The 13,813-nt window shown below is 62.7% G+C and carries 11 protein-coding genes; 4 read left to right on the top strand and 7 right to left on the bottom strand.

Going from position 1 to position 13,813, the window contains the following annotated elements; genetic code table 11:
- A partial coding sequence (locus tag QZ266_RS13225; RefSeq protein ID WP_295695916.1) for a hypothetical protein occupies positions 1 to 225 on the top strand: 225 nt, incomplete at its 5' end.
- Between the two features lie 313 nt (positions 226 to 538).
- Here the strand turns inward: QZ266_RS13225 and QZ266_RS13220 are convergent.
- Positions 539 to 1,348, bottom strand: coding sequence for a LytTR family DNA-binding domain-containing protein (locus QZ266_RS13220; RefSeq protein WP_295695914.1), 810 nt, complete (start codon positions 1,346 to 1,348; stop codon positions 539 to 541).
- Positions 1,349 to 1,850: 502 nt separating this feature from the next.
- Here QZ266_RS13220 and QZ266_RS13215 point away from each other — a divergent pair.
- Positions 1,851 to 2,705, top strand: coding sequence for a LytTR family DNA-binding domain-containing protein (locus QZ266_RS13215; protein ID WP_295695912.1), 855 nt, complete (start codon positions 1,851 to 1,853; stop codon positions 2,703 to 2,705).
- Positions 2,706 to 3,108: 403 nt separating this feature from the next.
- Positions 3,109 to 6,171, top strand: coding sequence for a TonB-dependent receptor (locus tag QZ266_RS13210; protein WP_295695910.1), 3,063 nt, complete (start codon positions 3,109 to 3,111; stop codon positions 6,169 to 6,171).
- 52 nt (positions 6,172 to 6,223) lie between these two features.
- Here QZ266_RS13210 and QZ266_RS13205 read toward each other — a convergent pair whose 3' ends face one another.
- The 3 genes from QZ266_RS13205 to QZ266_RS13195 are packed head-to-tail and all read right to left on the bottom strand — an operon-like array spanning position 6,224 to position 10,332.
- Entirely contained in the window at positions 6,224 to 8,050 is a 1,827-nt protein-coding gene (locus QZ266_RS13205; protein ID WP_295695908.1) for an ABC transporter ATP-binding protein, read from the bottom strand.
- A gap of 6 nt (positions 8,051 to 8,056) precedes the next feature.
- The gene (locus tag QZ266_RS13200) at positions 8,057 to 9,487 is read right to left on the bottom strand and encodes a sulfotransferase family protein (protein WP_295695907.1); all 1,431 of its coding nucleotides are present in this window, start codon (positions 9,485 to 9,487) and stop codon (positions 8,057 to 8,059) included.
- A 2-nt stretch (positions 9,488 to 9,489) separates the two neighbouring features.
- A complete protein-coding gene (locus QZ266_RS13195; RefSeq protein WP_295695905.1) occupies positions 9,490 to 10,332 on the bottom strand; it encodes a sulfotransferase family protein in 843 nt (280 codons plus the stop codon).
- Between the two features lie 195 nt (positions 10,333 to 10,527).
- Between QZ266_RS13195 and QZ266_RS13190 the strand changes: the two genes are divergently transcribed.
- Complete coding sequence (locus QZ266_RS13190) at positions 10,528 to 11,073, top strand: cytochrome c family protein (protein WP_295695903.1); 546 nt, start codon at positions 10,528 to 10,530, stop codon at positions 11,071 to 11,073.
- Positions 11,074 to 11,091: 18 nt separating this feature from the next.
- On the opposite strand, the gene QZ266_RS13185 is transcribed toward QZ266_RS13190, so the two are convergent.
- The 3 genes from QZ266_RS13185 to egtB all read right to left on the bottom strand — a co-directional run.
- Positions 11,092 to 11,778, bottom strand: a complete 687-nt coding sequence (locus QZ266_RS13185; protein WP_295695901.1) for a hypothetical protein — start codon at positions 11,776 to 11,778, stop codon at positions 11,092 to 11,094.
- Positions 11,779 to 11,870: 92 nt separating this feature from the next.
- Entirely contained in the window at positions 11,871 to 12,638 is a 768-nt protein-coding gene (locus QZ266_RS13180; protein ID WP_295695899.1) for a class II aldolase/adducin family protein, read from the bottom strand.
- Between the two features lie 68 nt (positions 12,639 to 12,706).
- Positions 12,707 to 13,813: ergothioneine biosynthesis protein EgtB (gene egtB / locus QZ266_RS13175; protein WP_295695898.1), on the bottom strand; the 1,107-nt coding region annotated here is incomplete at its 5' end.

Here is a 13,813-nt window from a genome sequence, read left to right as displayed (position 1 = left end):
ATAACAACAATGTCAAAGAGCCGGGCCAAAACAACCGAAGTCGCTAAACCCGTAACCAGAGCTGAACATCACTGCCGCCCCGGCCAAGGAGGGCGGTGTTTAGGCCGCCCCATTCTCGAAGTCAATCGCGTTTTTCAGGGTTTCTGCAGAGCGTCCTGTCCAGCGATGTTTTCCGAGGAAAATCTCGCCGGCGCCGGACTTGAATTGCGCCTGATGAAAACCTGAAGAGCGAGAGCCCTTCCCTCGTCGCCAGAGCCCCGTTTCCGTGGCCCCCGCTTCGAGGAGGGCGAGGTTTAGGGCTCGCGCTTTTTGAAGTCAATCAGCGTTTGCGGGAGTTTGTGCACTCTTGTGCAGTCGCGCACGCGATCCCCATCTGACACAGGGAAATCGGTCTGCAGGCTATTCATCAGGCGCGGCCTGGAAGGGCGTGGTCGGCCGCGCCTGGCCGCCTCAAGCGGCAAAGCCATCTCCTATCGCGGGCCATCCCGCACCGCGGCGCCGGAATCACACGGGTGCAAGCATGGGAGTCGGCGCCCTGTCAGGCCGCCGCTTCCTCGGTCCGCGGACGGGCCTGGGTTTGCTGGATGAGCTCGGCCAGCCCGTCGCGATATTTGCGACCGACACGGACCCGGGCGCCATTGGTCAACTCGACCGCATAGAGACCTTGGCGATCCCGCAGGGCCGCGGCAATCTCATCGACATTGACGATTGCAGACCGGTGAACCCGCAGGAAGCGGGCCGGATCCAGCCGCGCCTCCAATTGCTTCATGGTCATGCGCTCGAGCAGTTTGCGCGTGCGCAGGTGGAAATAGACATAGCCGCGGGCCGCCTCCAGCCAGACAATCTCGGACTGGCCGATCCGGACCCGGGCCCCGTGCCCGGAAATCCAGAAGTCGCGCGCGCAGGCGGCGGTGCCGACCGAGCTGGCCCGGTCACGCAAATCGGCCAGAGCCTCTTCCAGCAGGGCGGCGCGGGCCTGGGCCTGCCGCTCAACGAGGATTTGTTCCAGGCGCTGGATCGTCACCGCGAGACGCGCAGCCTCGATCGGCCGCAACAGGAAATCACTGGCGCCGCGATCATAGGCCTCGAGGGCCCGGTCCGGATAATCGCCGATCATCACTGTCACAGGCGCCCGTTCGCCCAGTTCGCGCAAAGCGACCAGTGCCGTCTCGAGCGCCGGATGGTCCACATCAAGGAAGAGGACATCCGCGGCATTGGCATCGCAGACAGGCAGGACAGACGAGGCGGATGCGGTGGCCAGGTCCACCTTCACCGGGGCGTGACGCTGGATCGCACGAACCAGATGCGCTCTGGCGAGAGGTCTGCTTTCCAGAATGACGCACCGCATTACAAAATCTCCATCAATGAAATCAACGATTTACATGATAGATTGCGATCGGGGAGGCGCGATAGTGGCGGGTCCGGATTGAATGACCAAACGCGGCCATGATGGGGCGAATGGAACCAGATTGGGTTTATCACAGGCCGGGTTGGGCCGAATTACGGGAATTCCGCGACGAATGCCGAGGGCGGTTTGTCGCCGAAACCCTGCCGTTCGCGCTGGACGCCGGCGACTCGTCACCCCGGGCCGCGCCTCGTCTCAAACACCTCGCGTCATCAACCGGCGAATGCTTCGGTCAGGCTGCGTGTCAGATTGAAATTCTTTGATCCCGGATACGCCTGGGCTGTCACGAGCCCATATCCCTTACTCGTTGCGTGCGGCGCACCATCCGGCGTGTCGCACGCAACCTTTTCGGCCACCGCCTCCGCTCCGAGATGTCGAGACCGTAACCCGATGGCAAGCCTGGACACAGCCGGTCGCCGCTATCCGGAATATCTGTGAGGGCGTCATGATTCATTCTTGGTGGCAGGATGGGACAACGATCGCGCCAGTGGGTTGGCTGCGTGTCATCGTGGCCACCACGCTTGGCTGGTCCGCGCTGCTGCTCATTTTCACCACCGTCCACTCTCTCGACATGTCCCGCCTCGGCATCGCGCACACCCTCGTCGAGGTCGTCCAGGCCCAGGCCGTCATCATGATTCCCTGGCTGGCCATCTTCCCGGTGATAGCCCTGACGCGGGTCTGCCAGCTCACGGCCAAGACGCCGCTCTGGATTGCCGCGCTGGAACTCACCCTCCTGGGAGCGGGCGGGATCCTGGCCATCTATCTGCACATCATTTTTGTCTATGCGCCCTTTATCGGCGCCCCCCCGGAACAGATTCTCGACCAGATCCCGCTCATCAACTGGGCCTGGGATCCGGTCATAATCGCCCTCACCGCCCTCCTCAGCGATCTCTGCACACGCGCCGCCCTGCGCGCACGCAATGCCCGGGAACCGGTTGAGGAAAGGATCGTCCTGCGCAATGGGCGTCAGGAAGACATCCTCGATATCGGCGATATCATCGCGGTCAGCGCCCAGGGCAATTACGTGGCCTTTGTGTCGGCCGACCGCGAATGGCTGCAACGCGCCACGCTCGCGGAACTCGTCGTGCAACTGACCGAGCGGGAGTTTATCCATATCCACCGGTCGCATCTCGTCCGCTCCTCCCAGATCACCTCCTTTGAACGCGCGCGCGGCCGCATTGTCCGCGTGACGCTGGCCTCCGGGCACGACTTCCCGGTCAGCGCCCGCGGCGCCGAGGCGCTGCAATCGCATATCGCCAACACGACCCTGTCCAGCCTGCCGGCCCGCGCACTCGACTGAGTTGACGCGCCTGCCGGTCTGACCCGCACACCCGCGCAAGGCCCGCGCACCCTGCCCTGTCCGGCCTTCGGAAACCTGACCATTTTCTGACAATCCGCACAGCCAGGACCAACAATGCCGGATGGGGGATGACCGGGTTCAACACTGGCCCGGCCCGAGCAGTCACCCAATGAAGCCACGTCCCCGTTCGGCCCGGATTTCACACCTTTGGGCAGACAGGCCGCCATTCGCGACACCGGCCCGTGACTGGCAACTTTCGCCTGTCAGTGTGTTCAGCCCATTCGGCTCTATCCGTCCCATACGCCCGTCACCGGGTGTTGTCCGACACCGCGCCTTCCCGCCGGCGCCGGACCCAGTTGCAAGGCGCCGCTTGAACCGGCGCCATCACTCCTGAGGGGATAAAATGAGAGACGAAGAATTCAAATCGCGCATCCTGCGATCCACCATCCTTGCCGGCCTGGCTGCCGCAGGCCTGGTGGTTTCACCGGCCCACGCACAGCAACCCGTGACACTCGACGATGCCGACGAGGAAACCGAAGAAACCGAAGACCGCATCGTTGTCACCGGCTCGCGCGTACGCCGCAACAGCTTTACCTCGACCTCGCCCCTGCAGGTGATCAATGAGGACACCATCCAGGAAGCCGGTCTGGTCGATATGGGTGAAATCCTGCGGTCGACCTCGGTCGTCCAGGGCGCCCAGCTGGATCTGCAGACGAATTCGCAATTCGTCGGCAATGCCGGGCCGGGTGGCCAGGCCGTGTCGCTTCGCGGCCTCGCCGCCGACCGGACGCTGGTTCTGATCAATGGGCGTCGCTTCGCCCCGGCCGGCGTTGAAGGCGCACCATCCTTCCCGGATGTGTCGCTGATCCCGTCCTCGATGATCCAGCGTGTCGACATCCTGCTCGACGGCGCGTCCTCGGTTTATGGCTCGGACGCTGTGGCCGGCGTGACCAATGTAATCCTGCGCACCGAGTTCGACGGCTTCCAGGTCGAGGCCTTCACCACCGTTCCGGAAGACAGTGGCGGCTCCCAGTCAAGCGCGAACTTCCTGGTTGGCAGCACGGAAGGCCGCGCCAGCTTCGTCTTTGCTGCGGAACTCGTCCGCAATGAGGAGCTGACGGGGACCCAGCGCGACTGGATGTCCCGCGATGGCGGTCAGTATTGTTCCTTCGACATTATCGACAATGGCGATGGCACGACGACGGAAACCTGCGGCACCGGGCATGCCTTCCAGTCCGGCCTCGGTATTCTCCTGCCCAGCCGCACCTTGTTCTACGGAGCACCGGGCACGACGGCAGCCACATCCGATCTCGGCGTCGCCGGTTTCGTCGATGGCCGTGGCCCGAATGCCGGCGGGTTCTCCGACCAGGCGCTGAATAGTCCCCGCGTGGTGAACACGTATGAATCACCGGAGTTCGAGCGTTCCGTCTTCTTCCTGAGCGGAACCTACGAACTGGACGACTGGCTCCCGGGGTCGAATTTCTTCACCGAAACCTCCTTCTCCAATCGCCAGACCTTCTTCAATGGAGGGCCGGCCCAGTTCACCGTCGATTTCAACGCCGACAACCCGTTCAACCCCTTCGGTTCGCCGGGCTCCATCCTGCTGATGGCGCCGTGGGACAATGAGGTCACCGTCGAGCTGGAACAGTGGCGGACCTATAATGGTCTGCAGGGCGATCTGGGCTTCATGGGCGCACCGGGCTGGGACTATGAAGTCTTCGCCGGCTATACGCGCTCCATGGGCTATTCCTCGCGCACCGTGACGCTGGAAGAGAATCTCAACCTGTCAGCGTCCGCGATCGCTGACCCGACCACCGGTCTGCCGGTTTGCGGCATTCCCACGCCGGGCGGCTTCTTCCAGTCGCGTACGCCGGAAACCTGCGTGCCGATCAATTTCTGGGCCGAGGGCCTGTACGGATCGGATTCAGCCTTCGATGAAGGCCAGGCCGGCATTGACTGGCTGCGCGGCCAGCGCGAGATCACGACCTTCGTGGATGAGCGCATTCTCGGCGGTTTCGTCACCGGTCCGCTCTTCGAGCTGATGGATGGCGAAGTCTCGGTCGTGCTCGGGTCGGAATGGCGTGAACAATCGCTCGACTCGCGCTCCGGCGAAGTGGCAGAACGCGGCCTTGGCCTGAACTTCTTCAAGGACCGGTCATCGGCAGGTTCCGTGGAGCTGTTCGAGGTCTACGGCGAAGTCGTGGCGCCGATCATCCAGGACCGTGCCTTTGCGCGTGAAATCACGTTTGAAGCCGCGGCTCGCCTGGTCGACCACGAATACTACGGTCAAAACTCCACCTGGAGTGCCCGCATGCGCTGGGTTCCGGTCGATTTCCTGACCCTGCGCGGCACGGCAGGCACCTCCTTCCGCGCTCCGAACCTGCGTGAGCTCTTCCTGGGTGGACAGTCCGGCTTTGTCGGTTTCGTCAATGATCCGTGTGGCGTCCCGGCGACTGCAGTCGCAACCGACCCGGTCACCGGTCTTCCGGTCTATGCACCGGGACCGGACAGCAATGGCGACGGCATCGGTGATCTGGACGGTCGCGCCCAGATCGTGCTGGACAATTGTACGGCTGAAGGCGTTGACCCACTCAGTCTCGGCGTGACTGGTACCGGCGGTTTCGAAGCCTTCCGTTCGGGCAATCCGGGTCTCGATCCGGAGACCTCCGAGGCGATCTCGTTGGGCTTCGTCATCGAGCAGCCCTTCACGGACGCCTTCGACCTGACTTTCGGCGTAAACTATTTCGAGATCGAAGTCAGCGACTCGATCCTCGTGCCGACGGCCGGTCAGATCCTCGGCAATTGCTATCGCTCGGGCAATTTCCCGAATGATCCCTTCTGTACGCGCCGTGTGCGTGATCCGAACACGCAATTCCTGGTCGAGGTGGACACCACGCCGTTCAACGTGTCGTCGAACACGTCGGAAGGCATGGACTACAACATTCGCTTCAACAAGGACTTAACCGCCTTCGGTCAGAACTTCTCGCTGACCTCGGATGCGGCCCTGACCCAGTCCACCGACATCACGACGACGATCACGCTGGGTGGTGTCACGAATGTCAACGAGGCGCTGAACACGCTCGGCAATCCGGAATGGCGCGGCACTTTCACCAACCGGCTCTTCACGTCGACGGATTGGGGTGATCTCACCTTCTTCCACCGCGCGCGCTGGATCGGTGAGGTGAATGTGACCGAGAATCCGAACTTTATCGGAACCGGGACCTCGGCCCAGTTTGATGTCCCGTCAGCCCAGTATCACGACATCTCGGTGTCGCTGTCGCAGGAAAGCTGGCGCGTCACGATGGGCATCCAGAACCTCGCCAATGAAGCACCGCCCCAGATCGATGAGGACCTCGGTGCCCAGGGCGTCGGCCTTGGCAGCCTGACCTCGCGCAATGTGCCGTCGGGTGGCGGATACGACCAGATCGGTCGCCGCTTCTTCATCAATGTGTCGAAGCGTTTCTAGAAACGGATCAACCGCAATCGGAGACGGCCCGCGCCCCTGGCGTGGGCCGTTTTCATGTCCGGTAGGCGTCAGCCTGAAGGTCGAACATCGCGGCATAGCTTCCGCCTTGCGTCATCAACGCCTCGTGGTCGCCACTCTCTGCGACCCGACCCGCCTCAAGCAGGATGATCTGGTCTGCCGCGCGCAAATTGGACAGGCGATGACTGATCAGAATGAGCGAACGCCCCGGGGCGAGCGGTCGCGCCATGAAGGCCGCCTCCGCCTCGGCATCGAGTGCCGCCGTCGGCTCGTCGAGGATCAGGATATCGGCGGCCTCATTGGCATGCGCCCGCGCCATCGCCAGGCGTTGCCACTGACCGCCTGACAATTCCACGCCTTCCGCGAAGCGCTTGGACAGGCGCGTCTCCAGGCCGTCGGGCAAGTCCGAGACAAGCTCCTGTGCCAGACCGGCGGCCAGGGCGCGGTTCATGGCCTCGGGCGTCAGCGTGTCCAGACCCAGGCCCGCCTCGACATTATCGCGGACCGACAATTTGTAATTTACATGCGGCTGGAACATCACGCCAATACGGTGGGCCAGAGCTTCCGGCTCCCACTCGCCCAGATCAAGGCCATCCAGCAAGACCCGACCCGAATCCGGTCGGTATAGTCCAGCGGCCAGCTTGACGAGCGTTGTCTTGCCCGACCCGTTAATCCCCACCAGGCCGAGACGGGTGCCGGGCGGCAGGTGAAAGCTGACATCGCACAGGGCGGGCGTGGGGGCACCGGGATAGGTGAAGCCGACCGTGTCGAAGCGCAGGCCATCACCCGGTTTCGGGCCCGCGACCTGCCGGCCCTGTGTACGCCCCTCATCGAGGTCCAGCAGGGCGAAGAGACGCGTCACATAGAGCACGTCCTCATAACTGCCCGTGAAGGCGCCCAGCAGTGCATTGACGGCGTTCTGACCCTGTTTGAGCAGGCCGATCAGCATGGTCATCTGGCCAAGGCTGAAACGCCCGCCAATGGTCACCGCGACGATCCACAGCTTGCCGCCGAGAAAAATGGCCGATCCCAGCACGCCCAGCGCCGATCCGATGAAAGCCTGTCGTCCTTGCATCCGGCGGTCGCCGGCATGCATGCCGGTGAAGAGGTCGGTGAAGCGCTCCATGAGCGGCGCGCCGAGCCCGTAATGCAGACGCTCTCGCGCGGCAGCCTCATTCGTCACCAGGCTCTCAAGATAATTGCGCTCACGCATTTGCGGCGAGCGCCCCGTGTAGAAGCGGTAGGCATCCCCGGAATACCGCAGATTGCCCATGAAGGCCGGCAAGCCGCCCAGGAGCATCAGCGCGATGAGCCAGGGCGCACTCGCTGCCAGCAGGGCGGTGATCGAGATCAGCGTGACAACAGCCTGGAGCGTATCGAATCCGCGCACGATCAGCCCATAGGGCCGCGCCGAGGCAAATTGCTTCGCATGGATCAGCATTTCCTGAACCTTGGGATGCTCGATCTGCGCCAGGGAAAACCGGTTGGCCTTGTCGAGGATCAGGCGTGCCACGGCAAAGCCGAGTTCGGCATGAAGCCGCGCCTTCTGAAACACCAGCCAGCGGCGGACAACCAGCAAGACCGCCAGGATAACCGCCTCGATCATGACCCAGCGCATGGCCGCGTCCCTGTCCGCATCCAGACCGGTTTCGATCGCGGCCACGACGCCGTCGATCAGGAGTTTGGACACATAGAGCGCCGCCGGCGGCAGGAGCGCAGCGATCACGGTCAGAACGGCAATGCCGGCTGTCAGGCCCGGCCGGGTCCGGGAAATAATCGCCAGCGTACGGCCAGCCGCCGATAAGCGCTCCCGCCAGGACGGGACCAGGTCATTGAGCGTGTCCGGGTCAGACTCCGCCATGATGGGTCACGCAACCCGCGCCTTCTGGGCGGCGGCTTCCTCGGCCATCTTGCGCGACAGGACCGCCCCCTTGTGCGGGAAGGCTTCGGTCGGGACCGGACGGTCAAGGAAAGGCGCGAGACGCTCAAAGCCTTCGCCCGAACAGATATCGATCACCAGCAGATCATCCGGACGATCCTTGAAGAAGGCCATCACATCGCGGACATGCTGGTCATAGACCCAGGAAAACCGGTCCTTGCAGAAATTATAGCACCCATAGACCGAGGCCCTCAGGAATTGGCGCATGCGCAGATGCACCTCTTCATCCGGGTCATTCACATCCTTGAAGGCCGGACGATTATAGTAGTGACGCGAGACCGAGCCGAGCCAGCTCTCCTTCTCCCGGACAGTCAGGACAAATTTCGAGCCCGGATACTGCTTGTCCAATTGCTGGTAGATCGGAATGGTCGTGATGTCGGTGAGACCGTCGAAATAGCGCAGCAGTGTGAGGTCATACTGGGCATTGGCAATCTCGATATAGGTGTCCTCGTCGATCGGATAATGGCTGCAGTCAAAGCCGAGCATCTGCAGGCCCGATGTCAGGCTGCGCGTACCCGTGCGTGACAGTCCAAGCCCGAAGACCTTGGGCTTGTCCGCTTTTCGACCGTAAGCGACACGATCCGAATTCGCCTCGAGCCAGGCGTCGAGATCGGCCCGCGTGAACGGCGCTTCTGACGTGATGCCCAGAGATTTGAGTTCGGCTTCGGCATGCTCCGGCAAGGCGGCGATGAAGTCATGGACCTCATCCGGCGTCGCCGAGAGCGGCACCAGGCGCCGGGCATATTCAACCGCGTGGCGGGCCATGCTGAGATCACAGAACTCGCCGTCGCGCGTCACCCATTTCTTCATCGAACGCGTCAGGCGCTCGCGCTGCACCTTGGTGCGACTGCGCAATTCGCGCAGGGCGTATTTCATGAAGATGTGATGATAGGCTTGGAAATGATCATGCAGGATGTCGAAATTGCGGAATTGCTTGGCCGAGCCCATGGGCTTCATGGCCAGATTGCGCAGACGCGATTCCGGCCGCAGCACGTATTTCATGTCATCGTCGGGAATCTCGACGGCGGCCATGGCCCGCACCAGGTCGATACGGGTGATGTGCACGCCGCAATGAAGACGCCCGCGAAACCGGTCAGAGACATAGGAGTCGACATAAGGCGCGTCGCAACTGTCGATAAAGGGCCGCATGTTTTCGAGGATAAGGCAGTCCGCATCGACATAGACGACATAATCACAATCATGCTCGATCCGGAGCATTTGCGACACGCATTCCGTGAATGGGCGCACATCGTCGATCACATGGACCGCATCCGGCTGGATGTTCTCGATTGCCAGCTCGAGCGCGACGTCACGGGTCCGCTCGTCAATCTGGCGGAAAACCAAATCTACTTTCGCCATGGTCATTCCCCCCACTGAAACGGCGAATTCGCCGTCGCAGCCATCTGCTCGAACAGGGCGAGGTGTTCGGGCTTCATTTCAGTTTTCCAGCGCAGATCGAGCTCGATCCGGCCGGAGTGGTTTTCGTAATAATCCCGCGTTCGTGAACCGAGACTGACAAACGCCTCCTCGGGATCGTCAAAGCGCGAACGCGCGGCGATGAATTGCGTGCCACTATTGCCGCCGAGAACATGGTGTTCCACGGCGGCGAAATTCGCCATGCCGGGCTGATACTCGATCCCGATCAGCCGGCACAGGGCCTCGATCGTCGACGCGCTATTCTCTGCGAGGTCTTCATAGCGAACATGCATTTTCGGGCCGTCAAAGGCCTCAAACAGGGCGTCCGCACTGGCCATCTTGTCGACCCAGGCCCGGATTTGTGCCGCCGGATCGCGATCGGGGTATTTGCGCAGGCGGGAATTGACCACAGCGCGGCCATCCCGGCTCAACTTCAACAGGACGGGCGTGCCATCGCCAGCGCGAACCTCGCCGGCTCGCGCCTCGATCCAGCCTTCATCCTTGGTCGAATCAATAATGACCCGCTTGCCCACATGCGCGGAGACCTGGGCGTAGAGAGGCGTATCGCCATCCCATTCAAAACCCGCCCAGACCGGGCAGTCCTCGCCGCAAATCTTGCAGACACGCTTGCGCAAGGGCTTCTTCTCGTCGCCGAGATAACGCGCCTTGCCGCCTTCGCCCATGTAAAATGCGTCTGAGTGACTACCGAGGATCATCCCCAGCAAGGTCGAGCCGGAATGTCCGGCTCCACAAATCATGACGGCCGTCAGCCGTGATCGGTCCTGCATCCTGTCCCGCTGCCTCTAGATGGTCCCCGCGGATACTTCTTGGCTATTGCGTTGCAACAAACAAGCAAAAAACGGTATGAGTCCGGCCGGTTCGGGATGTGCGGGCCTGCTTGGCACGCTGGTGTCATCGTGCCGCATGTTGGTGCAGTCTGGGCAGGCTATAACGTGTATCTGCATCGCTTTGGGGAATGTCGCATGAAACCAGTCCTAATCGCCCTCCTGCCGGCCATCACGCTCGCTGCCTGCGGCGGCAATGATGTGGCGGCACCCGGTGACGAGCCAACCGCCCCGCCTTCAATCGACCCGGCCTCAACCGCCCCGCCTTCAACCGACACGGCTTCAACCGACACGGCAAGCCGCGACGCCGCGCCCGATACTCCGGCCGAAGCCCTAGCGATTCTCGCCAGCCTCGGTGGCGATTATGTGGATGCCGACCTCGTCAATGGCGCGCGCCAATTCCGTCGTTGCCAGTCCTGCCACACCTTGAATGAGGGCGGTCGCCACACGGTTGGACCGAATCTCCATGGTGTGATGGGCCGGGCCGCGGCCGACGCCGACCGCTTCAGCTTCTCGAGCCAGTTGAGCGAGGCCGGCCTGATCTGGGATCTCGAAACCCTCGACGCCTGGATCGAGAATCCGCGAGCCCTGGTTCCGGGCAATCGTATGAGCTTTGTCGGTCTGCGCGACGCCGGGGACCGACGCGATGTGATCGCCTATATCGCCGTGGAAACGGCTGAATAACCCGCCGGGTCGCGCGGCTCAAAAACGCCGCCAGACCGACAGGAAGACGGCTTCCTGATCAATGGCATTGCGTCCGGCCGGCGTCATCGAGGCGCCGAGCTGCACGGTCTGGCGACCGAACTCCCGGCTGACGGAGAGTTGCAGTTTGTGCTGCTCGAATTCAGGGGCACCCGGCCGGGAAGGCTCAGCGCTCCAGACCGAGAAGCTCTGGGCGAGTATCTGCCAGCGCTCGCTGGGCCTCCACCCGGCCGTGAGGTCCAGGCGGGCCTCGTCGAGATAGGCACCGTCGCGCCAGCGCCAGGCGGATTGGGCTTCGAGGAAAGCCTGATCCCCCAGGCTTCGCCCCGCCAGGGCGCGGACTTCCGCTGCCATTTCACCACTGCCGAAAGCCTGGTTCGAGACATTCTCGCCCTGCCCCGGTATCAGCGCCGTCAGCTGCACCGAGGCGACCGACCGCGTTCCGCGCCACACTTCGCGGCGCCAGCCGATCTCGCTCGCCGACAAACCCTGGGCGGAATCAAAGGAGGGTCCCCGCAGGCGGCGCACATCCTGCCAGGCCAGCCTCGCGACCAGCGTATCCCGGCCCGTCACCCCGTATTCGAGATAGGCCGCGGTTTCATCCTTGTGGAAATAGCCGTCATCAACCGTCTGACCGGAGGCATCGAAACTGGTCTCGGCCCGGTCAATCAGCGTTGTCAGGATCAACAGGCCTTCGCCGCGCTCCTGGGGCCAGGCCCCGGCATGAGCCGACGCGTCGAGACCATGTCCCGTCGCGCCGACCAGGCAGGCAGCCGCGATCAGGTATCGAAGCCGGGGCTTTCGCGACGGACGCGATCGAGAACCGCGGCCCAGGCGATCTCCTTGAAGAACTCGTTCGACGAGATCTCCCCGGATTGTCCGAAGACGCGATCCTGCATCTTCTCGTCCCATTCAATCAGCTCTCCACCCGCCTGGGCCATGACCTGGATCTTGCAGGCACGCTCCAGTAGATAGATGCGAATATACGCGCTAAACGGGTGATCGCCAACCGACAACGTCCCATGGTTGCGCAGGATCATGAGATTCTTCTCACCCAGATCCGCGACCAGCCGCGCTTTCTCCTCGGATTCCAGCGCGATGCCCTCATAGTCATGATAGCTCACATCATTGAAGACATTCATTGCCAGTTGCGAGATCGGGCGCAGGCCACCCTTCTGGGCGGCCACTGCAACGCCCGCATCGGAATGCAGGTGCAGTGCAACGGCGACATCCGGGCGGGCATGGTGGATCGCCGAGTGAATGACAAAACCCGCCGGATTGATTCCGTATTGCGACGGCGGCAGCACATTGCCGTCCAGATCGACCTTCACGAGATTGGAGGCCGTCACATCTTCATAGAGAAGGCCGAACGGGTTGAGCAGGAAATGCTCGTCCGGTCCGGGAACCCGCATCGAGATGTGGGTAAAGAAGAGGTCGTCCCAACCGTGCATGCGCACAAGCCGGTACAGCGCCGCCAGGTCACAACGCGCTTTCCATTCCTCGGCCGAGACCTGATCCTTGACCGAAAGACTTGCCTGATCATCCATGATGTTCTCCCCATGGCTTATATCATTATCGCCAACTCGGCGCAGGATCGTGCCTGTCGCCCGTCCCGTCAAATATCCCGTGCCAGTCGAACCCCCGAAAACTGCCAACGGGCCTCCGGCGGGAAGAAATTCCGGTAGGTCGAGCGGACATGATCACGGGCGGTGGCACAGGATCCTCCCCGCAGGACAAACTGCCCGCACATGAATTTTCCATTGTACTCGCCGACCGCGCCGGGCGCCGGGCGATAGCGCGGATAGGGCGAATAGGCCGAGCGTGTCCACTCCCAGGCATCCCCAAACATCTGGCGCAAACCACCCGCCGCCGAGGCGGATTGCGGTGTGACGCCCGGATGAGCCGACAGGCCGGGATCAACGAAGCGTCCGTCGCACGCCCGCGCCCCGGTCGTCGCCGCATGCTCCCATTCGCGCTCATCGGGTAACCGCGCCCCGCTCCATTCGGCAAAGGCGCTGGCCTCGTAATAGCTCAGATGAATGACCGGCCCGTCCGGATCGAGGGTTTGCTGGCCGTGCAGGGTGAATTCCTCCCATCCGGCTGCTCCCTCGCGCCAATAGAGCGGCGCGATCCACCCTTCGGCCTGCACCCGAGCCCAGCCATCGGACAGCCAGAGCGTCGCCGTGCCATAGCCGCCATCGGCAATGAAATCGGCATAGTCGCGATTCGTCGCCAGCCGGTCCGCCAGGGCGAAGGGCGTGAGGATGGCTTTGTGCCGTGGCCCCTCATTGTCAAAATGGAAGCCACCGGCCTCGGCACCGATCTCGACAATGCCGCCATCAAACGCGACCCAGCCGGGCGGCCCCGATTGCGTCACCGCGCGGGATGTCTGCGCCTGGAAGGCCGCCGGCGCGAAGGGATGGCGCGACAGGACATGCTTGATATCGGTCAGGATCAGCTCCTGATGCTGCTCCTCGTGGGCGAGCCCAAGCTGGATCAGCGGCGCCAGGGCCGCATTTTTGAGGTCTTGGTTAGCGCCGAGTAAACGCATCATCGCGGCATCGACATGGGCCCGGTAACCCAGCACCTCACCCAGCGGCGGGCGGCTGAGAAAGCCGCGCTCGGGCCGGTCATGCCGATCGCCGATCCCGTTGTAGTAGGAATTGAACAGGTAATTGTATTCGCTGGAAAATTCTTTGTAGCCCGGCAAATGCTCACGGAG

This window comes from uncultured Maricaulis sp. (assembly GCF_905480005.1).
Classification (GTDB): Bacteria; Pseudomonadota; Alphaproteobacteria; order Caulobacterales; family Maricaulaceae; genus Maricaulis.
The sequence above is the reverse complement of the archived record's forward strand: the minus strand, read 5'-3'. Positions and strand labels throughout refer to the sequence as shown.

Bases quoted from the DNA above. Each gene is read 5' to 3' on its own strand.
- QZ266_RS13220 (WP_295695914.1), bottom strand. From the start codon at position 1,348: ATGCGGTGCGTCATTCTGGAAAGCAGACCTCTCGCCAGAGCGCATCTG.
- QZ266_RS13215 (WP_295695912.1), top strand. From the start codon at position 1,851: ATGATTCATTCTTGGTGGCAGGATGGGACAACGATCGCGCCAGTGGGT.
- QZ266_RS13210 (WP_295695910.1), top strand. From the start codon at position 3,109: ATGAGAGACGAAGAATTCAAATCGCGCATCCTGCGATCCACCATCCTT.
- QZ266_RS13205 (WP_295695908.1), bottom strand. From the start codon at position 8,050: ATGGCGGAGTCTGACCCGGACACGCTCAATGACCTGGTCCCGTCCTGG.
- QZ266_RS13200 (WP_295695907.1), bottom strand. From the start codon at position 9,487: ATGGCGAAAGTAGATTTGGTTTTCCGCCAGATTGACGAGCGGACCCGT.
- QZ266_RS13195 (WP_295695905.1), bottom strand. From the start codon at position 10,332: ATGCAGGACCGATCACGGCTGACGGCCGTCATGATTTGTGGAGCCGGA.
- QZ266_RS13190 (WP_295695903.1), top strand. From the start codon at position 10,528: ATGAAACCAGTCCTAATCGCCCTCCTGCCGGCCATCACGCTCGCTGCC.
- QZ266_RS13180 (WP_295695899.1), bottom strand. From the start codon at position 12,638: ATGGATGATCAGGCAAGTCTTTCGGTCAAGGATCAGGTCTCGGCCGAG.